The organism is Rhodococcus sp. NPDC078407 (assembly GCF_044542515.1).
Classification (GTDB): domain Bacteria; phylum Actinomycetota; class Actinomycetes; order Mycobacteriales; family Mycobacteriaceae; genus Rhodococcoides.
Genome location: NZ_JBITUQ010000003.1, coordinates 226,973 through 253,895, shown reverse-complemented (window position 1 = coordinate 253,895; position 26,923 = coordinate 226,973). Strand labels below are relative to the sequence as shown.

The 26,923-nt window shown below is 64.6% G+C and carries 1 protein-coding gene; it reads right to left on the bottom strand.

The genetic code is table 11. From position 1 onward, the window contains the following. Positions 1 to 18: 18 nt before the first annotated feature. On the bottom strand, positions 19 to 26,784 hold the full coding sequence (locus ACIGGF_RS05345) for a non-ribosomal peptide synthase/polyketide synthase (protein WP_397520327.1): 26,766 nt from the start codon (positions 26,782 to 26,784) through the stop codon (positions 19 to 21). Positions 26,785 to 26,923: the final 139 nt, after the last annotated feature.

Below are 26,923 nucleotides of genomic sequence, written 5' to 3'. Positions count from 1 at the left end.
TGAGCAACACCCGAAACGTTATTCAGATGTATTACCGAGATGGGAATCGACGATCGGACCGATTACATCGGCCGCATCGCCATTTGTCATCTCGTTGTGGAAAACCTCGACGTCGTGGATGACGATATCGCCTGTCACGTACGGTCGCCATTCCTGCGGTGATCTGACAATTCCGTCGCTCGCACCCTTCGTTGCGGAAAAGAACAAAACATCTCCGTCGAAGACGTCCGGCACGAATTCAGCCATGATTCTGGTCGAATTCTCGAATCCTGCGTTGATTCTTCGCAGATGATCGGCCGTGACGCCGGTCGTTTGACCCAGCGACTCGTCGAGCAGTTCGACGCCTCGCTCGTAGGTCAGCGGCTCGGCCGACGGCTGCGCAGTCAAATCGAGTCCCAATCCACCGAGTAGATTCTCCACGCTCAGTTCACCGTCGACCCTTTCGCCGTCGTGGCCGTCGACATAGCTGTCCAGCAGAGCGAGTGTGCGAACTTCGCTGCCGGAGCTGCGCAGTTCCACGGCAATCGCGTGAGCGAGTGAGCCGCCGAGCGACCAGCCGAGCAGGTGGTACGGGCCGACCGGCTGGACAGCTCGGATTTCGTCCGCGTACCGATGCGCGAGGTCGCGAATCGACCCGAACGTCGTACCTTCCACGATGCTGGGAAGTTGCAAGCCGTACACGGGGCGGTCGTCGGTCAGTTTCGAGACGATACCGGCGTATCCCCACGAGAGCCCGATTCCCGGGTGCACGCAGAAGAGCGGTGCCCTCGATCCCGTACCTCGCAGAGGGATCACCACGCCGAACACCGAATCGAGATCGGCACCAGCGGCATCGGCGTCGGCCGCGACCCGCGCGGCCAACCCTGCCGGTGTGGGATCGACGAACAACGCCTGCAGTGGCACTCGCACCCCGATGGCTTCTTCGATCGCCGGCACGATCTTCGTGGCCACCAGCGAGGTTCCACCGAGCTCGAAGAAGTTGTCGTCCATACCGACTCGCTCGACTCCGAGAACCCGAGCGAACGCGTCGGCGATGGCAGCCTCCACGTCGGTACCGGGTGCTCGGTACGGAGTCGTCGATACCGTCAACTCGGGGACGGGCAGTGCCCGGCGGTCGAGCTTGCCGACGGGGGTGAGCGGAATGTCGTCGAGCACGATGATCGTCGACGGAACCATATGGCGTGGAAGCACCTTGGCGACGCGATCTCGAAGCTCCTCGGTGTCGACCGTCTCGCCGTCGCCCGCGAGCACGTAGGACACGAGGACCGTGTCACCGGACGCTGCGGTGTGGCCGATCGTCGCGGCAAATCCGACCTTCTCGTGGTCGGTGAGGGCGGAGTCGATCTCTCCGAGTTCGATACGGAAGCCGCGCACCTTGACCTGGAAGTCGCTGCGCCCGACGAACTCGACGTTCCCGTCGCTCCCCCAGCGCACGACGTCGCCGGTCCGGTACATCCGCTCACCCGGGGTGCCGAAAGGATCTGCGACGAAGCGCTCGGAGGTGAGTCCGAATCGCCGTAGGTACCCACGTGCGGTGCCGGGTCCGGCGATGTACAACTCGCCCGACACCCCTGCCGGTACCGGTTGCAGACGCGCGTCGAGCACCATGAACCGGAATCCGGTCCCTGGTCCGCCGACATCCACCGTGCCACCGGGGACCAACGGTCCACCGACGCTCGCCTGAATGGTGGTCTCGGTCGGACCGTAGCCGTTGAACATCTTGCGGCCGGGTGCCCATTTCGCAACCAGTTCCGGAGTGCATGCCTCACCGCCGACGGCGAGAACTCGGACGGTGCCGAGACGAGTCTCGTCGATCGAGGACAATGCCGCCGGAGTCAGGAATGCGTGCGTGACGTGTTCGGATTCGAGCAGGTCGGCAAGTTCGCTGCCGCCGAACGTACCCGGAGGCACGATCACGACGGTGGCACCGACGCCGAAGGCCATCGTGAGCTCATAGATCGACGCGTCGAAACTCGGCGAGGCGATATGAGAGACCCGCGAATCTCGGGTGGGACGGAACCGTTCGAGCACCTCGGCCTGCAGGTTGGCCAAGCCTCGGTGTCGCACAGCGACGCCCTTCGGGCGACCCGTCGAACCCGACGTGTAGATCAGGTACGCCGGGTGATCGAGGTGCAGCGTCGCCGTGCGCTCCGAGTCGGTGACGGCGTCCGCTGGATAGCGAGACAATTCCGAGGATGTCTCGGGGTCGTCCAATACGAGCCACGGCACGGTGTCCGGTAGCGACTCTCGACTGTCGACATCGGTCAATCCCATTGCAGCTCGGGAATCTTCGAGCATGTGCGCGATGCGATCGGACGGGTAGTTCGGGTCCACCGGCAGGAAAGCAGCGCCGGTCTTGGCAACCGCCCACACCGACAGAACCGACTCGATCGACCGAGGCAGAGCCAAAGCGACGAACGTTTCCGGGCCGACGCCGTAGTCGATGAGCATCCTGGCGATCCGGTTCGACCAGTTGTCGAGATCGGCGTAGGACAGGCTCACGCCACGGTACGTGACGGCAACCGCGTACGGGTCGAGAGCAACCGAGGCGGCGAGCATTTCCGGCCACGTCCGAAGCGCGACATCGGCCGGACCACGGGCCGGTGCCAAAGCCTGCTTCTCGGAGGTGCCGAGAATGTCGATATCCCCTACCGCCGTGAGACGGTCGTCTCCGGCGGCTGCGAGTACGCGAACCAATCGTGCCGCGATGGCGTCCACGGTGGCCGAATCGAACAACGACGTGGCGTAGTCGAACGCTGCCTCGAAGCCTGCCGGGGCCCCGTCGTCCCCGAAGTTCTCGGACACCAGGAGTTGCAGATCCTGCTTGGCCACGGGGACGTCGAAGTCGAAGCCCTCCACCCGAAGGTCGGGGAGCTCGAGGGACGCCTTCTCGTTGTTCTGGAACGACAGTGCCACCTGGGACAGCGGAGCATAGGCCGTGGACCGAGTGGGATTGAGCACCTCGACGATGCGCTCGAACGGCATTTCGGTGTGATCGAAGGCGTCGAGATCGTGCGATTTCACCTGCGTGAGCAGATCCACGAACGAGGTGGAGTGGTCGACCCGGCTCCGCAACACCAAGGTGTTGACGAACATGCCGACGAGGTCGTCCAGTCCGGCTTCGCCACGACCTGCCACCGGGGTGGTGATCGCGATGTCGTCGGTGCCACTCAGGCGTGCCAGTACCACCGCGAACGCGGCGTGCAACACCATGAACATGCTGACGTTCTGCTCGCGGGTGATCTCGACGAGTGCCCGATGGATCTCGGCGTCGACGGTGAAGCGAACCCGGCCACCCCGGAAATCCTGGGTGGTGGGCCGTGGGCGATCGGTGGGCAACGGCAGCAGGTCGGGCAGACCTGCCAGTGCTGTGGACCAGTACTCGAGCTGGGCCGCGGCCACGCTCGACTCGTCCTTCTCGTCGCCGAGCAGCGAACGCTGCCACAGCGTGTAGTCGGCGTACTGGACCGGCAACGGCTCCCAGCCCGGAGCCCCTCCCGCAGTGCGTGCCGAGTACGCAAGCACGACGTCTCGCGCCAGTGGTGCCATGGATGCGCCGTCGGCGGCGATGTGGTGGACCACCATGGCGAGGACGTAGACCTGATCGTCGGCTGCGTCGACGGTGGTGTCGAGTACCTGGAACAGTTCCACGTGCACAGGGATCTCGGTGGTGACATCGTACCCGCGACTTGCCAGGAGAGCCACGCGATCGGTCAGTACTCCGGCATCGATCCGTTCGGGTTCGACCATCGGTGCGACGTCGACGGCCGGATGCACCAGCTGAACCGGGAACTGCGGACCCTCGGGGAAGGTCGTGCGCAGCGACTCGTGGCGTTCGAGAACGTCGACGACCGCTGCGGCCAGTGCCGCAGTGTCCAGCTGCCCGGTCAGTTTGACGACCAGCGGCACGTTGTACGCCGCGGACGAGGTGTCGAACTGGTTGATGAACCACATACGTTGCTGAGCGAGCGAGAGCGGAATGTGCTCCGGCCGCTCGACCGCAACGAGCGCGGGACGATGCGTTCCGGTGTCGGCAGTGCCGACCGCGTTCGCCAGACCCGACACCGTCGGCGTCTCGAAGATGGTACGAACGCCGATCGCACTACCGAATTCGGCATTGACGCGCGCGATCACCCGGGTTGCACTGAGCGAGTCGCCCCCCAGCTCGAAGAAGCTGTCGTCGGCACCGACTCGATCGATATCGAGAATTTCGGCGAACACCGCGGCAACCGTCAGCTCGGCAGGAGTGCTCGGCGCACGGTAGGACGTGGCCGCGCCGAACTCGGGGATCGGCAGCGCCGCGCGATCGAGTTTGCCGACGGGCGTGAGCGGAATGGTCTCGAGCACGACGAAGGCACTCGGAACCATGTGCGCCGGAAGCGCAGTGGCGAGATGGTCACGCAGGACGGCGGTGTCGAAGGTGTCGACAGCCTCCCCGGCCAGACGCACGTATGCGACGAGAACCGTTGCGCCCGACGGCCCGGGAGTACCGAAGGTCGCCGCGAAGTCCACCGACGGGTGCAACGAGAGCGCAGCGTCGATCTCGCCGAGTTCGATGCGGAACCCACGAACCTTGACCTGAGAGTCGCTTCGGCCGACGTACTCGATCGTCAGGTCCTGGGACCACCGCACCACGTCTCCGGTGCGGTACATCCTCGAACCGGGTGCACCGAACGGATCAGCAACGAATCGCTCTGCCGTCAGACCCATGCGATCGTGGTAGCCGCGGGCCAGGCCCACACCGGCGAGGTACAGCTCGCCTGCGACGCCGACAGGAACCGGCTGCAGCCGGGAATCCAGAACCACCTCGTGTACGCCGCGCACCGGTCCGCCGATGGACACCGGCTCGCCGGCGACCATCGGTGCACTGATGTTGGACATGATGGTGGCCTCGGTCGGTCCGTACCCGTTGTACAGATTTCGCCCGGGGGCCCACTTACCGACCAACTCTGCCGGAACGGCCTCGCCGCCGACGACGACGTCGGCGAAGGTGTCGAGACCGGCCGGGTCGACCGATGCAAGGGCGGACGGAGTGATGAATCCGTGAGTCACTGCCTCCGATGCCAACAACGACGCCAGCTCCTCGCCGCCGTACACCGTCGGCGGCACGATCACCATCGTGGCCCCGACGCCGAACGCCAGCAAATATTCGAGCACGGAGGCATCGAAGCTCGGAGACGAAACATGAAGTGTGCGTGAGTCTTTCGAGACGCCGTAGCGCTCACGCTGTTCGGTCGCGAAGTTGTCGAGGCCGGAATGCGTGACCACGACGCCCTTCGGAACTCCGGTCGAACCCGAGGTGTAGATCGTGTACGCAGCGCTGTCGAGGGTGACACGACCGTGCCGCTCGCTGTCGGCGATCGGCTCGTCGCCGACGCCGTTCGAGCCGTCCGTGGCGAGATCGTCGAGAATGATCCACGGCACGGTGGACGGTAGGTCGTCGAGGTGGGCGCGGGTGGTGACGCCGAAGCTCGCGCCGGAGTCCGCCAGCATGTGTTCGATGCGATCGGCCGGGTAGTTCGGGTCGACCGGAACGAACGCCGCACCGGACTTGGCTACCGCCCATACCGTCAGAACCGACTCGATGGACCGAGCGATACCGAGCGCGACGAACGTCTCGGTGTGAACACCGTGATTCAGCAGGATTCGAGCAAGTCTGTTCGACCGTCGGTCCAGCTCTCGGTACGTCAGCTCTCCGTCCGCGCTGCGCAGCGCGATGGCGTCCGGATCGACGGCAGCAGCGTCGGAGAAGATCTCCGGCAACAGCCGCGTCGACCGTCCCTCGATTCCGAATACCGGTGCCAAGGAGGCCATTTCGGCCCCATCGAGCATTCGGAGACGAGCCAGCGGCTGCTGTTCGTCGGCCAGCACGGCGTCGAGCACCCGCTCGACTCGATCGACGATGGCGTCGACGTCCTCGATGGCGAACAGTTCGGGCAGGTACTTGGCTTTGAGATTCAGGCGCTCGTCGACAGACGAGACCAGAGTCAGTGGGTAGTGCGCAGCGTCGGTTCCCAGGATGTCCGTCACCTGCATACCGGCGAAATCGGTTGCTGCAGAGGCACCGGCACGATCGACGGGGTACGACTCGAACACCGTCAGCGTGTCGAACGCAACCCCGGCACCTGCCGCGCGCTGGATGTCGGTCAGCCCGAGGTAATGGTGATCCAGCAGCGACGCCTGCTCGGCCTGCACGCGATCGACCAGAGCGCCGAGGGTCTCGCTCGGATCGAGCGTGACTCGAACGGGCAGCGTGTTGATGAACAGCCCGATCATGCCTTCGATGCCCGGGACCTCGGGCGGACGCCCTGACACGGTGGCACCGAACACGACATCGTCTCGACCGGTCAGTGTCGCGAGCACGATGCCCCAGGCGGTCTGTACCAGCGTGTTCAGCGTCGACCCTCGTCGCGCCGCGAAATCGCGCAGAGCAGCGGTGGTCTCGATCGACAACGAACGCTCGGATTCGCGAGAGACCGTGGACAGTTGCCGTCCGCGATCCCCGGTCACGAGCAGGGTCGGCTCTTCGACGCCTGCCATGGCACTGACCCACTGGGCGGTGGAGATCGAGACGTCGCGTTGCCGCATCCACGTCAGGTAATCCCGGTACGCGGGCACCCGCGGCAGCATCGAGTCGTCGGACTCGGTGACGTACAGCGTGATGAGTTCCTTGACGACCAGCGGCGTCGACCACCCGTCCAGCAGGATGTGGTGGTTGGTCAACAGCAGTCGCCAATGATCGTCGGCGAGCGTGATGAGCGTGAATCGAAGCAGCGGTGCGGAATCCATCTCGAAACGAACACCGCGATCGGCCTCGAGTACGGCATCCAGTGCAGCCTCGACATCGGCTTCACCGCGCAGATCGATCTCCGCCCACGGAACCGTGACCGCACTCTGCACGATCTGCAGCGATTCGCCGGCGCTGTTGTGGACGAATGCTGCGCGAAGGTTCGGATGACGCGAGACGAGCTTGTCGACTGCGGCGTGCATCCGCCCGGCGTCGACCGTGCCGCGCAATTCGAGGCCGAGTTGCACCATGTAGGCGTCGACACCCGCTGTGTCGCTACCGACTTCGCCCGCCAGACGCGCGTGGAAGAGCAGACCGGCCTGCAATGGCGACATCGACCACACGTCGTCCAGGTCCGGGAACCTGTTCTCCAGTACCTCGATGGATCGCTGATCGATGTCGACGAGGTCGAGATCGGACGGAGTGAGACCGCCCGCCCCGTCGGCGGATGCATGTTCGGTGATCGAGGTCAGTGCCTGGGTCCACAGCTCGATCAACCGATCCACGTCGTCGGAACCGAGGATCCCGGCAGGGAACGCGAAAGTCGCGTCCAGCTGCGGGCCGTCGGGTGTCGACGTCGTGACGGCATTGATGTCCAATGCGGCCGGTACAGGCATGTCCGGGTTCTGAGCGTCACCGAGTTCGGCGTCGGCCACCGGAATCCAGCCCACGTCTTCCATGCCCTCGGACGATCCGGTCGAGAAGCGTCCCAGGTAGTTGAAACTGACCTGCGGAGCGGCGTACCCGGACAGCGCTTCGGTTCCTGCGTGATCGAGGTACCGCAGCATGCCGTAACCGATTCCGTGGTCCGGAATCTCCAGCAGCTGCTCCTTGACGGCCTTGATCAGCGCACCGGCGGCGTCTCCACCGGACAATGCGTCCGCAAGGTCGATCGATCCGAGGTCGAGGCGGACCGGGAAGATGGTGGTGAACCAGCCCACGGTCCTGCCGAGATCGGCACCGGGGACTACGGCGTCCTCGCGTCCGTGGCCCTCGAGAGTGATCAAGGCCGTACGAACGGCGGCTCCGCGTTCGCGACGCCATGCAGTCAATGCCAGGGCCAAGCCTGCAAGGAGGCCGTCGTTGACGCTGCCGCGGAAGACGTCGGGAACGGTCGTGAGCAGTCGCTCGGTGACCTCGACGGGCAGAGAGGTACGGATGCGCTGCACCGTCGCGTCGACGTCCACGCGCTTGTCCAGTGCCCGGGATCCGATCGTCGGATCCACGCCGTCGAGGATGCGCTGCCACAGGGCCAGCTCCTGTGTGCGCTGCGCGGTGACGTCGGTCAAGCCCGTCGACCACCGACGCATCGACGTCCCGATCGGTGCCAGTGCGGGCTCGTCGCCTGCCACGATCTGGCTCCATGCCGTTGCGAGATCCGGGACGAGTATTCGCCAGGAAACGCCGTCGATGACGAGGTGGTGCGCGACCACGAGAAGTCGACCGGACCCGGTCGGGCCCTGGAACCACACCATCTGAACCATGACACCGTCAGCGGGGACGAGTCGGTCTGCTGCGGCGTCGAGTTCCGCCGCAGCGCGCGACGAAAACTCGGAGCCGTCGACCGAATCCACCGTGACCGCGTGGATCACCGATGCCGCGGTGATCGACCCGATCGGAGACACTTCCTCGTGCCAGTCGCCGTCGGCATCCTGGAACAATCTCGATCGCAACATGTCGTGCCGATCGAGCACAGCCTGGACGGTGCGCTCGAGTGTGTCCGCGTCGATGTCGCGTGGCAGTTGGAGCAGGGCGGTCTGGGTGTACCTACCGAAGTCGGTGCTGCGGTCCAACATCCATCGAACGACAGGTGTCAGCGGCAGTGGGCCGACTCCCCCGCCGTCCAATTCCTCCAGCACGACGGCGTCGCCGCCGAGCACGACCACCTCGGCGAGCGCGGCCACGGTCTTGCGCTCGAAGATGTCGCGTGGGGCCAGTACGAGACCGGCTGCCTTGGCGCGCGAGACGAGCTGGATGGACATGATGCTGTCGCCGCCGAGCGCGAAGAACGAATCGTCGACGCCGACAGTATCGAGTCCGAGGACGTCGGCGAACAAGCCGGCGAGAATGGACTCGACTTCGGTTGCGGGCAAACGACCTTCGGTGACATTGGCGGAGAAGTCCGGCGCCGGAAGCGCCCGGCGATCGAGCTTTCCGTTGGCGGTGAGCGGCAATTCGTTCAACACGATCAGCGCCGCGGGCACCATGTAGGACGTCAGGGTCGTGCCCACGAATTCGAGCACGGCGGCATGGTCGAGTGTGCGGCCTGCTTCGGCGACGACATAGCCGATCAGTCGATCACCGAACCCGTCGTCGCGTACCGAGACCACGGACGCTGCGACACCGTCGAAGGCGAGCAGAGCACTCTCGATCTCGCCGAGCTCGATGCGGAACCCGTGCAACTGGACCTGCATGTCGCTGCGGCCGAGGTATTCGAGTGCCCCGTCACGATTCCACCGAGCCGTGTCACCGGTTCGGTACATGCGCGAGCCGGATTCTCCCGACGGGTCCGCGACGAAACGAGTGGCCGACAAACCGGCTCGGCCGAGGTAGCCGCGAGAGAGCTGTGCCCCGGAGACGTACATTTCGCCGGTAACGCCAGGTGGCACCGGGTTCAAGCGCGTATCGAGAACGGCAACACTCAGCGCCGGGATCGCTTGACCGATGACGCTCGCCGAGGCCGAGGCGGCGAAGGCCTCGGTGAGGGCCAGGTGGCTCACGTGGACCGTCGTCTCGGTGATGCCGTACATGTTCACCAGGGTCGGTGCGTTCTCGTCGTGCCGGGCGTACCAACGGCCCAACTGTCCGAGATCGAGTGCTTCACCGCCGAAGATCACGTACCGCAGCGAGAGTTCTGCGGAATCGTCGGCAGCACCGACGGCGGCGGTGGCAACCCTGTCGGCTTCTGCGAACTGGTAGAACGCCGTCGGTGTCTGGTTGAGCACCGTGACCTTCTCGCGAACCAGCAACTCGCGGAACAACTCCGGCGAGCGTGCGGTGTAGTAGTCGACCACGACGAGGGTTCCGCCGTGCAGCAACGGGCCCCACAGCTCCCACACCGAGAAGTCGAATGCGTAGGAGTGGAACATCGTCCACACATCGCGGCTGTCGAACTCGAACAGCTCCGCGGTGTTCGCGAACAGTGTCGCCACGTTGCGATGCGCAATCTGGACGCCCTTGGGGCGCCCGGTGCTACCCGAGGTGTAGATGACGTATGCGATCGAGTCCGCACTCGTCCCACCGGTGCGATCCGCATCGGTCAGCGCAGTGCCGGAGACGTCGTTCAGCTCGGCGATGAGTTCGGGCGAATCGATCAGGAGAACATCGAGATCGGAGTTCGGAACCGCAGCGCTGTCCGCCATGGTGGAGACGACGCAGACAGGCGCGGCGTCCTCGAGCATGAAGGCCAGCCGGTCTGCCGGGTACGACACGTCGATCGGAAGATAGCCGCCACCGGACTTGATGACCGCGAGCAACGTCACGATCAGCTCTTCGTTGCGCGGCATCGCGACCGCCACGAGCGATTCCGAGGTCACTCCGCGTTCGATGAGAACCCGGGCCAGTCGGCTCGAGCGGTTGTCCAGCTCGGCATACGTCAGGGAGCGGTCGCCGAAGACAACGGCAACTGAATCCGGGAATCGTGCAGCCGCAGCGGCGAATCGGTCGGCCAAGGTGGAATCGTCCGCCTCGAGACCGGCGTGGTTCCACTCGTGCGTCATCGCGTCGAGTTCGCCGGGCAACAGAACGTCGATGTCGCCGACAGCGCTCGTTGGATCGGCGGTGACGGCACCGAGGACGGCACCGAAACGCGCGGCGAATTCCTGCACGGACGATTCCTCGAACAGATCGACCGCGTACGTGATCGCTGCAGTCATTCCGGACGGGGCACCGGTCTCGTCGAAATTTTCGGCAACAGTGAGCTGAAGATCGAACTTCGCCACGTGGGCGTCGATGTCGACGGCCTGCACGGTGAGGTCGGGCAGTTCGAGCGTCGCCGAGGTGTTGTTCTGGAACTCGAGCAGTACCTGGAACAGCGGCGAATGGTCGGTCGAACGAGTGGGATCGAGTACATCGACCAGCCGCTCGAACGGCACATCGGTGTTGTCGAACGCTGCCAGATCTGCCGCGCGCGTGGCACGGAGCAGGTCGGTGAACGACAGCTGCGGTGTCACCTCGGTACGCAGGACGAGGGTACCGACGAACATGCCGACGAGATCGTCGAGCGCGGCATCGCCGCGCCCCGCGATCGGGGTGCCGACCGCAATGTCCTCGATGCCGCTCAGTCGCGCCATCAGGATGGACCAGGCAGCGTGCACGGCCATGAAGACGGTTGCCTCGTTGGCGCGCGCGACGTCGACCAGTGCTGCGTGGGTGTCGCCATCGATCTCGAAGCGAACACTGTTGCCGCGCAACGATTGACGAGCCGGGCGGGGATGATCCAACGGCAGCGGGAGAACCTCGGGCAGGTCCGCCAGGGCGGTCTTCCAGAAGTTCAGCTGCTGTGAGGCGAGGGACGACGGATCGGACTCGTCACCGAGAACATCGCGTTGCCATACCGCGAAGTCGGCGTACTGAACCTCGAGCGGTGCCCACATCGGAGCTGTGGCTGCCGCCCGAGCCGAGTAGGCCACCATGACATCTCGAGCCAAGGGTGCCATCGACGCTCCGTCGGCGGCGATATGGTGCACGACGATCGAGAGCACGAACTCGTCCGGCTCGAGCCGATACAGAACCGCGCGGAACGGAAGCTCGGACGAGACGTCGAATCCCCGTGCAGCGGCGGTCGCGATGGTCGACACGACGTCTGCTGCGTCCAGATCGACGACGTCGAGATCGGTCGATACGGTCCGCGCGTCGAGAATGTTCTGCTCGGGGCGTTCCCCAATGGTGGGGAACACGGTGCGCAACGACTCGTGTCGTTCCAGAACGTCGCCGACGGCCGAACTCATCGCCGCGATGTCGAGTCGCCCGGTCAGCCGCACCGCGAGCGGGATGTTGTATGCCGCAGAGGTCACGTCGAACTGGTTGATGAACCACATTCTCTGTTGTGCCAGCGACAGAGGAATCGAACCCGGCCGCGGCTTGGCAACGAGAGCGGGACGGCGAACCGAACCGAGTGGGTTGCTGTCCACGCGCGTTGCGAGCGACTCGACAGTGGGGGCCTCGAACAGGGCGCGAACGGTGATCGCGGTGTCCAGTGCACTGTTGACCCGTGCGGTGAGTCTGGTGGCGCTCAGGGAGTCGCCGCCCAGATCGAAGAAGCTCGAATCGATACCGACCGCGTCGATTCCGAGCACCTCGCCGAAGATAGCGGCAATGGTCCGCTCCGTCTCGGTGCGAGGCGCACGTGAATCGCTTCCGAGATGAAGATCAGGCGCAGGCAGGGCCTTTCGATCCAGCTTGCCGGCGGGAGTCAGCGGAATCGACTCCAGCGCGACGAAAGCCGTCGGGATCATGTGCGTGGGTAGCGAACTCGACACATGGGTGCGCAACGCGGCGGCGTCGATCTGTCGACCCGGCCGTGGGAGAACATAGGCAACCAGAATCGTGTTTCCGGACGGGCCGTCGACTCCGACCGTCGTGGCGAATTCGACGGTCGGATCGTCGGTGAGAACAGCGTCGATCTCACCCAGTTCGATGCGGAAGCCGCGGACCTTGACCTGGAAGTCGCTACGCCCGACGTATTCGAGCGTTCCGGATTCGGTCCACCGCACGACATCGCCGGTGCGGTACATACGTGCACCCGGCTCGGCGAAGGGATTCGCCACGAATCGGTCTGCAGTCAGCCCGAATCGGGCATGGTAGCCCCGTGCCAGCGCGGGACCGGCGAGGTACAGCTCACCCGCAACACCGACCGGTACGGGGTGCAACCGTGTGTCGAGAACAACTTCGCTGAATCCGATTGTCGGCGCACCGATGTCGATGGAGGAGTCGATACGCAGCTGATCGCTGATGGACGAGAAGATCGTCGCTTCGGTGGGACCGTAGGCATTGAACATCAGACGACCCGGTGCCCAGCGGGCCACCAGCTCGGGCGGACAGACGTCGCCGCCGGTTGCGACCACGCGGAGCTCGGTCAGGCCTTCTGGGTCCACCGATGCCAGCGCGGCAGGAGTGACGAACGCGTGAGTCACGTTGTGGTCGGAGAGGACTGCGGCCAACTCTGTACCGCCGTAGACCGAGGTCGGTGCGATAACCATGGTTGCGGCACCGGAAAACGCCATCACCAGTTCGAGGATGGATGCATCGAAGCTCGGTGACGCGAATGCGAGAACCCGAGCATCGGGAGTCACCTCGAAACGGCTTCGCTCTTCCTCTGCCAGATTGGCCAGGCCGCGATGAGTGACGGTGACGCCCTTGGGCACACCGGTCGAGCCCGAGGTGTAGATCAGGTAGGCGACATGATCGATGTGCATCGGACGCGTTCGGTCGTCGTCGAGCACCGGTGTGGTCGACAGATCGGCCACCTCGTGGCGGGTGTCGTCGTGATCGAGAACGGTCCACCGAGCAGAGCCGAGGCCCTCGACCGCGGACAGATGTGTGGACAGGGTGAGGCCGATCGAGGCGTCCGAGTCCACCAGCATGTGCTCGACCCGATCGCGGGGGTAGCTCGGATCGATCGGCAGGAATGCGGCACCGGTCTTGGCGACCGCCCAGATTCCCAGAATCGACTCGATGGAGCGCGGCAGAGCCAGTGCAACAACGGTTTCCGGTCCTGCACCGCGAGCGATGAGTGCCCGGGCGAGCGCGGAGGACCGCGCGTCGAGCTCGGCGTAGTCGAGACTGCCGTCCTCGCTCCGCAGTGCGATGCCGTCGGTGTTGGTCGCCGCAGCGTCGGTGAATATCTCCGGAAGCAGACGTGCTTTCGACGATGCCGGGCCATGGACCGGGGCCAGTCGACTCAGTTCGTCCTCGGACAGCAGTGACAGCGATCCGACCCGCAGATCGGTGTCGGAGGCAATGGCCTCGAGCACCCGCACGATTCTGTCGACCGTCGCCCGAACCACGCTGTGCTCGAACAGTTCGGGCAGATATTTGGCTTCGATATGCAGGCGATCGTCGACCATGGCAACCAGGGTCAGCGGGTACTGCGCCGTGTCACTGCCGTCGTGGACGTCATGGACACGCATGCCGGCGAGATCGGTGTCGGCCGACAGTCCCGCGCGGTCCATCGGGTAGGACTCGAACACGGTCAGGGTGTCGAAGGCGACGGACGGTCCCACAGCCCGCTGGATGTCGGTGAGGCCCAGATAGTGGTGATCGAGCAGAGCAGCCTGTTCGGCCTGCACCCGATCGAGATATGCACCGAGCGTCTCGGACGGATCGAGCACGACTCTGACCGGCAGGGTGTTGATGAACAAGCCGACCATCGACTCGACATCGGACACCTCCGGCGGTCGTCCGGACACGGTCGCACCGAACACCACGTCGGAGCGCCCGGTCAAGGTGCCGAGGACCATGGCCCACGACGCCTGAACCATCGAGTTCATCGTCACCCCACGGGCACGGGCGACGGCACGCAGGCGGTCGGTCTGTGCCGTGTCCAACGAGACCAGCGCGCGGCCGGCCAACGTCGACTCCTGACGCCGGCTTTCCACCGGGGTCAACAGAGTCGGCTCGGACAGCCCTGCCAGCGCCTCGGTCCATGCCTTCGTCGCCGACGAACGGTCACGCTTGGCGAGCCACGACAGGTAGTCGCGATACGCAGGGACGCGCGGAAGCACGGTCTCATCGCCGTCGACCACGTACAGAGTCAGGAGGTCCTTCAGCAAGAGCGGAGTCGACCAGCCATCGAGCAGAATGTGGTGGTTGGTCATCACCAGACGCCATTCGCCCGGCGCCATCGTGATCAGCATGAAGCGCACGAGCGGTGCCTGAGCCATGTTGAACCGGGTGGCTCTGTCCTCGTGTTCGATGCGTTCGAGTTCGGCACCCCGATCGTCGACGTCCAGACCGGTGAGGTCGATCGACGACCACGGAACGTCCACCTCGTGATGGACGATCTGGATCGACTCGCCATCGGTGTTGTGGACGAACGCGGTGCGAAGGTTGGGGTGTCTGCGTAGGAGCGCCTGAGCGGACCGGCGGAAGCGCGCCTCGTCGACCTCTCCGCGCAGTTCCAGCACGAGCTGCACGATGTAGGCGTCGACGGACTGATCCGACAGCTCGGCGTGGAAGAGCAGACCGGCCTGCAACGGCGTCATCGACCAGATGTCGTCCAATGTCGGGTAGACGCGTTCGAGGTCGTCGATGGAGCTCTGGTCGAGCCGGACCAGGTCGAGATCCGACGGTGTGAAACCGCCGGCTCCGGGTCGCTGCGCAAGCCGAGTCAGCGCGGTCAGTGCCTGTCGCCACAATTCGGCCAGCTCGGTGACCTCTGCGGCGTCGAGCACCCCGGTCGGGAACGCGAACGACGCTTCCAGTCGAGGGCCGGTCGGTGTGGCCGTGGTGACGGCGTTGATGTCGAGTACAGCGGCGACGGGGAGATCCTCGTCCTGCGAATCACCGACACCGGAATCGTCGACCGGCAACCAGCCGTGCCCGCGAAGCTCGTCCGGAATGTCGGTGCTGTAGCGCCCGAGGTAGTTGAAACTGATCTGCGGAGCCGGGAAATCGCGAAGTGCAGCGGCACCGTCCTCGTCCAGGTATCGCAGCATGCCGTAGCCGATGCCGTGATCGGGGACGGCCAGCAACTGCTCCTTGACCGACTTGATCAGCCGTGCTGCATCGGCACCCCCGGCGAGGGCGTCGTCCAGGTCGATTCCGTCCAGCGACAACCTGAGCGGGTAGATCGTGGTGAACCAACCGATGGTGCGGCCGAGATCGGCACCGGGCACCACGTGGTCCTCACGGCCGTGCCCTTCGAGGGAGATGAGCGCGTCGTCGACGACCACGCCGCGACCACGCCGCCACACAGCGGTGGCAAGAGCGAGCGCGGCGAGCAGACCGTCGTTGACGCTGCCGTGGAAAGCGTCGGGCAGAGCGGTCAGAAGTCCCTCTGTGACATCGGTCGACAGAGTCACCTCGACCTTGTCCACGGTGCGGTACACGTCGATCTCTCGATCGAGTGCACGAGATCCGATGAGCGGATCGGGTTGCGCCACAACAGATTGCCAGAGAGCAAGCTCCTCGGCGCGGGTTGCGGTCACCTCGCGCAGACCGTGAGACCACCGGCGCACAGAGGTGCCGACAGGTGCCAGTTCCGGAGTGCTTCCGCCGATGATCTGGGCCCATGCCGACGCGAGATCGGGAACCAGGATGCGCCAGGACACACCGTCGATCACCAGGTGGTGGGCGACGACGAGCAGACGGCTCCCCTCGGTGCCTGCGTCGAACCACACCATCTGGATCATCACGCCGGAATCGGGTGCCAGGCGGGCGACTGCTGCGGCCGCCTCCGACTTGGCCTGAGTCGAGAAATCCGACCCGTGGACCGTTGTCGACGAGACTCGGTGTATCACCGACTGCGCCGTCACGGAACCGACGGGGAGAACCTCCATCGCGGGGTGCTCGCCGCGGTGCAGTACTCCGCGGAGCATGTCGTGATGATCGAGAACCGTCTGGACAGTGGCCTCGAGAACGTCGAGTTCGATGTCCGTCGGCAGCGTCAGGACAGCGGTCTGGGTGTGCTTGTCCAGTACCGACGTGCGATCGAGCATCCATGCCACGATCGGGGTCAGCGGTACGTCTCCGACACCGCCGCCCGGCAGTTCCTCGAGCACGATCGCCGCGGTTCCGGCGCCGGCTGCCACTACCTCGGCCAATGAAGCAACTGTCTTGTGCTCGAACACATCTCGCGGCGACAGAGCGAGACCGGCCGCTTTTGCACGCGAGACCAATTGAATGGACATGATGCTGTCGCCGCCGAGTGCGAAGAACGAGTCGTCGACGCCGACGTGGTCCAGTCGCAGGACCTCGGCGAACAATCCGGACAGCGTCTTCTCGACCGCGTTCTCGGCATCGCGGCCACCCGTGGTGACCTCGGCGGACCAGTCCGGTTCGGGGAGTGCGTTGCGGTCGAGTTTGCCGGCCGGAGTCAACGGAATCGACTCGAGCATCACCAACGCCGAGGGCACCATGTGCGCCGGCAACACCGACCCCACATGCTCCCGCAACACCGCAGCATCGAGGACCGTCCCCGCCACCGGCAACACATACGACACCAACACCGTCGCCCCGGCCTGATTGTCACGCCCGATGGTGACCACGAAATCGACACCCGGCACCGCCGCCAACACCGAATCGATCTCACCCAACTCGATCCGGAAACCACGCACCTTCACCTGAAAATCGCTACGCCCCACATACTCCAACGCACCCGAGGCATTCCACCGCACCACATCACCGGTGCGATACATCCGCGAACCCGCACCACCGAACGGATTCGCCACGAACCGATCCGCCGTCAAACCCAACCGCGCGTGATACCCACGAGCCAACGCCGGACCCGCCAGATACAACACACCCACCACACCGCCAGGCACCGGATTCAACCGCGCATCCAACACCACCTCCGCGAAACCGATAGTCGGAGAACCGATATCAACAGACTCCCCCACCACCAACGCAGACGAAATCGACGAAAAGATCGTCGCCTCCGTCGGACCGTACGCATTGAACATCCGCCGACCCGGCGCCCACCGCGCCACCAACTCCGGCGCACACACATCACCACCGGTGACCACGACCTCCACACACTCGAGCCCCACCGGATCCACCGACGCCAACGCCGCCGGCGTCACGAACGCATGCGAGACCCGCTCCTCGGCGAGCAACGACGCCAACTCCACCCCACCGAACACCAACGGCGGAGCGATCACCATCGTCGCCCCACCCGAAAACGCCAACACGAACTCGAGAATCGACGCATCGAAACTCGGCGACGCAAACGCCAACACCCGAGACGACGGACCCACACCGAACCGAACCCGCTCCTCCGCAGCCAAGTTCCCCACACCACGATGAGTGACCACCACACCCTTGGGCACACCCGTCGACCCCGACGTATAAATCAGATACGCCGCATCATCGAGCCGCAACACACCCGAACGCTCCACCCCCAACACCGGAGCAGCCGACCGAAACGCCAGATCCGCCACCACATCCGGATCATCGAGAACCACCCACGACACCCCACCCACACCCGACACCGCACCCACATGAGCACCCAACGTCACACCCACCACAGCACCCGAATCGACCAACATGTGCTCGATCCGATCCACCGGATAATTCGGATCCACCGGCAAGAACGCACCACCGGCCTTCGCCACCGCCCACACCGCCACCACAGACTCCACCGACCGCGACAACGCCAACGCCACGAACGACCCCGGACCCACACCACACGACATCAACATCCGCGCCAACCGCGACGACGCCGCATCCAACTCACCATACGAAAGCACCCGCGAACCCGACACCACCGCAACACCACCGACACCGGCAACACCCACAGCACCAGCCAACAACTCCGGCAACACCACACCCACCACAGACCGCGGACCACGAACCGGAGCCAAGGAGGCGTACTCGTCGTCCGAGAGGATGGCGACATCGCCGATCCGGACGGACGGGTCGGTCGTCACCACGTCGAGGATTCGCACGAGGCGCTCTGCCAAGACGCGGACGGTGTCGGCGTCGAACAGTTCTGTGGCGTATCGGAAGCCGGCACCGATGCCGGCGGGGGCACCGGATTTGTCGAACTCTTCCGAGACCGTCAACTGCAGGTCGAAGTTGGAGATGTCGTTCGGCAGTTCGATGCCCTCGATCGAGAGTCTGGGCAATGTCACGGTCGGTCGGTCCGTGTGCTGGAACTCGAGCATCACCTGGAACAACGGCGCGTGTGCGGTCGATCGCGCGGGATCGACGGCATCGACCACTCGCTCGAACGGGATGTCCGAGTGGGTGAACGCTGCAAGGTCGGTGGCACGAACGTCCGAGAGCAGTTCCTCGAAGCGAGTGGAGCTCGGCACCTGAGTTCGTAGTACGAGCGTATTGACGAACATGCCGACGAGCTCGTCGAGCGCCGCATCTCCTCGACCCGAGATCGGCGTGCCGACGGAGATGTCCTCGGTGCCGGAAAGTCGCGCGAGAAGGACGGCCAGAGCTGCGTGCACGATCATGAACGAGCTCGAATTGTGCTCGGCCGCAACGGTTGCGAGCCGAGCATGGACGGCGGCATCGATCTCGAACGAGACCGAGTCGCCGCGGAGCGACGCCACCGCCGGGCGGGGGCGATCGGTGGGCAGGGGCAGAACCTCGGGGCTGCCGGACAGCGTGTCGACCCAGTAGGTCGATTGCTGCGCCATCAGCGACTCGGGATCGGACTCGGTGCCGAGGTACCGGCGCTGCCACAGTGCGTAATCGGCGTACTGCACCGGCAACGGTTCCTGGCTCGGCGCATGTCCTGCGGCTCGGGCGCTGTACGCCACCATCAGGTCGCGGGCCAGCGGGGCACTGGAGAAACCGTCGGACGAGATGTGGTGCACCACCATGACGAGCACGTGCTCGTTCGGGCTCTCTCGGATCAGCCGGACGCGCAACGGAACATCTGCCACCACATCGAAGCCCGAGCCGGCGACATCGCCGATCAGTTCGTGCACATGGCGCTCGTCGTCCGCAGGAATCGGAGTCAGATCCGGCAACGCCGACGCCACGTCGAGTATCGACTGCACAGGACCGTCGTCGGTCAACGGGAACATGGTGCGGAGAGACTCGTGCCGGGTCAGTACATCGCGGATGGCCGAGTGCATCGCATCGACATCGAGGACACCGCTCAGCCGCATCGCGAACGCAACGTTGTAGGCAGCGGACGTGGTGTCGTACTGATTGATGAACCACATGCGTTGCTGCGCCAACGACAGCGGTACCAGCTCGGGGCGTTCCTGCGGGACCAGCCTCGGAACGGCTTCGGCGTCGTGATCGCGGATGTCGATGCCTGCGGACAAGGCACGCACGGTCGGTGCGTCGAAGAGATCCCTGATGCCGATGTTGCTACCGAGTGCGGCGTTGACTCGTGCGACCAAACGCATCGCTATGAGCGAGTTGCCACCGATCTCGAAGAAGCTCGACGTGACGCCCACCTGAGATGTGCCGAGCAGGTCGGCGAAAATCCCCGCGACAATTTCTTCGACGGGATTCTCCGGACCGACGTACTCCGATGCGGCGACGGTGAACTCGGGCGCAGGCAGCGCCTTTCGATCGAGTTTTCCGCTGGCGTTGACGGGGAGCGAATCGAGCACCACCACATGGGAGGGCACCATGTATGCCGGAAGTCTCCGCGCCGCCTCGGCCGTCAATTCGGCAGAGTCGACGGCAGCACCGTCGGTGCCCACCACGTACGCAACCAGCGTCTCACCGGTGTTCGGGTCCTTGTGCACCAGAGCGATCGCTTGGGCGACCGACCCGGACCGCAGGAGCACAGCTTCGATCTCGGGCAGCTCGATGCGCAGCCCGCGCAACTTGACCTGGAAATCGGTACGCCCGATGTACTCGAGCTCACCGTCGGCGCGCCAGCGAACCAGATCGCCGGTGCGGTACAACCGGTCACCCGGTTCTCCGAACGGGTCCGCGACGAAGCGATCTGCCGTCAGATCACCCCGGCCCACGTAGCCGCGTGCCAACTGCACGCCGGCGAGATACAGCTCGCCCGGAGCCCCGATAGGTGCCGGCCGCAGCGAGGCGTCGAGCACGTACAACCGGGTGTTCCACACCGGAGAGCCGATGGGAATGGACACCGGGTCCGCGCCGGTGACGTGGTAGTAGCTGACGTCGACTGCTGCTTCGGTCGGACCGTAGAGATTGTGTAGCTCCGCGAGCGAGAACTGAGCGAACTGTGCTGCGGTCGCCGGCGGAAGTGCCTCACCACTGCAGAAGACGAGCCGCAGCGATGCGCACTCCGCAGCTCGGGCACCGGCCGCGAACACAGCGAGCATCGACGGTACGAAGTGCAGGGTCGTGACGTGCTCTTCTGCAATGACGCGGGAGAGGTACGCGGGATCGCGGTGTCCGTCCGGTTCTGCCACCACCAGCTTGGCACCCACCTGGAGCGGCCAGAAGAATTCCCACACCGAGACGTCGAAGGTGGCCGGCGTCTTCTGAAGAACGGTGTCCGCGGGCTCGAGGCGATACTCGTGTTGCATCCACAGCAGGCGGTTCACTATGGCGGAGTGCGTGACTGCCACGCCCTTGGGCCGCCCGGTGGAACCGGAGGTGTAGATCACGTAGGCGGTGTTCGAGCCGTTCAGGCTTCCCAACCGGTCGGCATCGGTGACCGAGGAATGATCGCGATCGGACACGTCCAACAGATCGACGGCGAGCACGGGAGTTGCCACCGAGATGTCGATCCAGTCGCGGCTCGTGGTCAGGATGCACACCGGTTGCGCGCTCGACAACACGTAGGACGACCGTTCGACCGGATGGTCCGGGTCTATCGGTACATAGGCACCACCGGCTTTGACGATGGCATACATGCCGACGAGCAGGTCGATCGATCGTCGCATCGCCAGGCCGACGTGGGATTCCGGTCCGACACCGAGATCGATGAGGTGCCGAGCGAGCTGGTTGGCGCGTTCGTCCAGCTCGAGATACGTCAGGTGCTCGTCCTCGAACACCAACGCGGTCGAGTAAGGATTGAGGAGCACCTGCCTGTCGAACAAGCTGCTCAGCGTCACGCCGGTCCGGCCGGCAGGCTTCTGCTGGACCGACGACGACTCGATCTGTCGAGCGGTGTCGTTCCACTCGAACAGCACCAGCTCACGTTCCGCCGCGGAGAGGATGTCGATGTCGCCGGTTCGCATGTCCGTCGACGTGCCGATGGTGGAGATGATGAGCAGGAAACGGTCCACGAACCGGTCGATGGTGTCGGGATCGAACAGATCCGTGGCGTAGGTGAACGCAGCGGACAATGCTCCGGACTCGTCCACGTGGCTTTCGTCGACACGAAGCTGCAGATCGAATTTCGCTGTGTCCGTGCTGATTTCTTCGAACTCGACCGTGAGATCCGGCAGCGTCAGCGTGGCAGCGGTGTTGTTCTGGAATTCCAGCAGTACCTGGAACAGCGGTGAATGATCGGTGGATCTCGCAGGATCGAGTACGTCGACGAGTCGCTCGAACGGGATGTCGGTGTTGTCGAAGGCAGCGAGGTCGGCGCGGCGGGTAGAGGCCAACAGGTCGGCGAACGTGGCGTGTGGCTCGACTTGTGTCCGCAGCACGAGAGTACCGACGAACATGCCGATGAGATCATCGAGAGCGGCGTCGCCACGACCGGCGATCGGGGTGCCGATAGCGATGTCACGGGTGCCGCTCAACCGCGCGAGCAGCAAGGCGAGTGCGGAATGGACGACCATGAACAGCGTCGACTCGTGTTGCGCCGCAACCGAGGACAACCGAGCTGCGACATCGGCAGGAATCGTGAACGAGGTGACACTGCCACGCATCGACTGCCGAATGGGCCGTGGTCGATCCAGCGGCATGGGAAGCACGTCGGGCAGATCCGCCAATGCAGACTGCCAGAATTCGATCTGCTGCGCAGCGACGGAGGTGGGGTCGTTCTCGTCGCCGAGGACGGTGTGTTGCCACAGGGCGAAATCCGCGTACTGCACGGCCAGGGGCTCCCACGTCGGAGCCGATCCCGCCGACCGGGCTCCGTAGGCGACCATGACGTCACGGGCCAGCGGTGCCATCGATGCACCGTCCGCAGCGATGTGGTGGACGACGATGGCGAGTACGAAGGTCTCTGTGCCGGTTCGGTAGAGCACCGCCCGGAAGGGAAGGTCGACCGTGACGTCGAATCCGGTTGTGGCCGAGGCGCGGACGAGCGCGTCGACCGACTCGTCGTCGACCTCCACGATGTCGAGGGGAAGGTTGGGGCCGGTGACGTCCTCGATCGCGGCGATGACCTGGTTCGGCAGGTCGCCCACCGTGGGAAACACCGTGCGCAGAGATTCGTGACGCGACAGAACGTCGCCGATTGCCGCGGACATCGCAGAAACGTCCAAGGAACCCGTCAATCGGACGGTGAGCGGAATGTTGTACGCGGGAGACGCGACATCGAACTGGTTGATGAACCACATGCGCTGCTGTGCGAGCGAGAGCGGAACGGACTCGGGTCGTTCGACCGGAACGAGTGCCGGCCGGCGGTGCAACGAGGCACCCTTCGACTCTGCTCGATCGGCCAGGGCTCGAACCGTCGGTGCCTCGAACAGATCGAGAACTTTCAGGTCGGTTCCGAGGGCAGAGTTGGTTCTCGCGATCAGACGGGTTGCCACCAGGGAGTTTCCGCCGAGATCGAAGAAGCTGTCGGTCACACCGACGCGATCGACCTCGAGAACGTCGCAGAACACCGCTGCCACGGCGGCTTCGTACTGGGTCTGCGCCTCCTCGAACGCACCCTGCGATCCCAGCTCCGGTTCGGGGAGTGCGTTGCGGTCGAGTTTGCCTGCCGGAGTCAACGGAATCGACTCGAGCATCACCAACGCCGAGGGCACCATGTGCGCCGGCAACACCGACCCCACATGCTCCCGCAACACCGCAGCATCGAGGACCGTCCCCGCCACCGGCAACACATACGACACCAACACCGTCGCCCCGGCCTGATTGTCACGCCCGATGGTGACCACGAAATCGACACCCGGCACCGCCGCCAACACCGAATCGATCTCACCCAACTCGATCCGGAAACCACGCACCTTCACCTGAAAATCGCTACGCCCCACATACTCCAACGCACCCGAGGCATTCCACCGCACCACATCACCGGTGCGATACATCCGCGAACCCGCACCACCGAACGGATTCGCCACGAACCGATCCGCCGTCAAACCCAACCGCGCGTGATACCCACGAGCCAACGCCGGACCCGCCAGATACAACTCACCCACCACACCGACAGGCACCGGATTCAACCGCGCATCCAACACCACCTCCGCGAAACCGATAGTCGGAGAACCGATATCAACAGACTCCCCCACCACCAACGCAGACGAAATCGACGAAAAGATCGTCGCCTCCGTCGGACCGTACGCATTGAACATCCGCCGACCCGGCGCCCACCGCGCCACCAACTCCGGCGCACACACATCACCACCGGTGACCACGACCTCCACACACTCGAGCCCCACCGGATCCACCGACGCCAACGCCGCCGGCGTCACGAACGCATGCGAGACCCGCTCCTCGGCGAGCAACGACGCCAACTCCACCCCACCGAACACCAACGGCGGAGCGATCACCATCGTCGCCCCACCCGAAAACGCCAACACGAACTCGAGAATCGACGCATCGAAACTCGGCGACGCAAACGCCAACACCCGAGACGACGGACCCACACCGAACCGAACCCGCTCCTCCGCAGCCAAGTTCCCCACACCACGATGAGTGACCACCACACCCTTGGGCACACCCGTCGACCCCGACGTATAAATCAGATACGCCGCATCATCGAGCCGCAACACACCCGAACGCTCCACCCCCAACACCGGAGCAGCCGACCGAAACGCCAGATCCGCCACCACATCCGGATCATCGAGAACCACCCACGACACCCCACCCACACCCGACACCGCACCCACATGAGCACCCAACGTCACACCCACCACAGCACCCGAATCGACCAACATGTGCTCGATCCGATCCACCGGATAATTCGGATCCACCGGCAAGAACGCACCACCGGCCTTCGCCACCGCCCACACCGCCACCACAGACTCCACCGACCGCGACAACGCCAACGCCACGAACGACCCCGGACCCACACCACACGACATCAACATCCGCGCCAACCGCGACGACGCCGCATCCAACTCACCATACGAAAGCACCCGCGAACCCGACACCACCGCAACACCACCGACACCGGCAACACCCACAGCACCAGCCAACAACTCCGGCAACACCACACCCACCACAGAACGCGGACCACGAACCGGAGCCAATCGAGCGCGCTCGGCCGTGGACAATATGTCCACGTCACCGATCAGCTGCTCGGGTGCACTCGTGAGCGAGTCCAGAATGCGCACCACCCGACGACCGAACTGCGACATGCTCACGGCGTCGAACAGTTCTGTGGCGTAATCGAAAACGACCCCCACCGAATCGGACTCGTTCACCGTGACGACGAGGTCCATGTCCGTTCCGTCGTGCGGCAGAGTCGCGGCACCGAATCGAAGCGCTACCTGAGCCAACGGGCTGTGCGAGCCGGAGCGGGACAGACCGAGGGCATCGACGACGTCGTCGAACGACACATCACCGTGTGCGAGTGCTGCGTCGAAGTCGATTGCGGACGCAGCAACGAAATCGCCGAAAGACTGCCGCCCGTCGGGGTTTGTCCGCAGAACGACGGTTTCGCCGCTGGTGGCGGGTACGGCTATGGAGACGTCGTCGGTACTGGCCAGCCGCGAGAGAAGAACGGCCAGAACAGACTCGAACACGACGAACGGTGTGGTCTCGCGGTCGGCGGCCAGTTGTTCGACCGCTGCCCAGGACTCGGAAGTCAGGGTCACCCGGTGCGATTCGCGAACGTGGCCGATGCGTGACGGCCGGGTGTGATCGCTGGGAATGCTGATCAGGTCGGGCGAATCGGCGAGTCGATCCGTCCAGTAAGCGAGCTGTGCGGTTACTCGTCGGCGTCGAGCGCCCTCGCGCGCACTGTCCGGATGTATGTCGGCAACAACGACGTCGGGCCCGGCCGCGATGAACGCGTGCGCCATGTCGACGAAACTCGCGTGATGGGCCGTGAGGTCGTCGTCATCGTAGCGATTGGGGTTGGCCCTGAAGTCGACGAAAGTTTTTGCAGGAGAACCACTCTGGTAGACATTGACGAGAAGGTCCTCAACCGGCCCGGAGGTGACGATATTGAATTCGCCGACGATCGAACCGAGGTTGATCTGCTGGTGGAACAGCATCATGTTGACCATCGGTCCGGTGAGCTGCTTCTCGCTGCCCGAGGCCGCGAGCTCGCGCCGAATGTCCTCGATGCTGAAGCGCTGATGACGCAGGGCGCCCATCAGTTCCAGCTGGACCTGCTGTACCAGTTCACCGACGGTGGCGTCCTCGCGCACGTGCATCGGAATCGGGGCGACGTTGACCAGCATTCCGCCGGAGCGGCGAAGCAACGCGGTGGTTCGGGCGGACACCGGAATGTTCACCAGTACGTTTTCTCGACCGGTCATCCGCGAGAGGTAGCAGCCGAATGCGGCGATGAATACCGCGGCCGAGGTACCGCCCTTGGTGGAATCGGAATCCTCGAGCGCCGCGACGACGTCCTCGGGCAGCGCGATGCTGCGCAACTTACTGGCGGCAATCGTGCGACCGTCCGTGTTCGACAGAGACGCCCCGTCGTGGATGCCGGCAGCGCGGGCAACCCAGTACTCCTTGTCGGACTCGAAACGTGTCGAAGTCCGGTACTCCTGATCGAGCTCGTACAGGCGGCGAAGTTCGGCAGCCTTGTTGGGCTCGGGCTCCGAGCGCTCGACCGCAGCCGTGTACAGAGCTGCGGTCCGATTGACGAGGGTCATGGCACCGTAACCGTCGAGGGCTACGTGGTGGATCTTGCTGTACCAGAGGTTGCGTTCGTCCTCGACCTGAAGGATCCAACTCTCGACCAGCGGATCGTTCTCCATGTCGACCGGCTGTACGTAGTTGTGGTCGATCCATTGCAGCGCCGAGGACATCGGATCGTCTTCGCCGCGAAGGTCCAGATAATGCACGGATTGGTCGATCGAATGATCGACCAGCTGAACGGCCTCTCCGTCGACCTCGGCCAAACGGAGGTAGGCGGATTGGAACTCGTGACCCGCCCGAGCCGACGCCTCTTGGAGGACCGCTACGTCGAGGTTCCCCCGCAGGTCCACGTACTGGGCGATACAGACTGCGACATCAGGGGCGAGTTGCTGAGCAAACCACATTCCGCGCTGGGCGGACGAGAGTGGGAAGCCGTTCTCGAAGCCGGAGCCGGTGGGGGGCGTCTGTGACCCACCGGTGGTCGTTGCGCGCATTCACTTGCCTTTCGGCGGCACGGTCGCGGCGGCGAAGTTCGACGCCGGAATCATCGATTCGGAGCTTGCGGTCCGGTTCGGGGTGTCGAGCCGCGGCGGCTTGTGCGCGCGATTGAGCAATTCTGATGTCCGTTCTGGT

Bases quoted from the DNA above. Each gene is read 5' to 3' on its own strand.
- ACIGGF_RS05345 (WP_397520327.1), bottom strand. From the start codon at position 26,784: ATGCGCGCAACGACCACCGGTGGGTCACAGACGCCCCCCACCGGCTCC.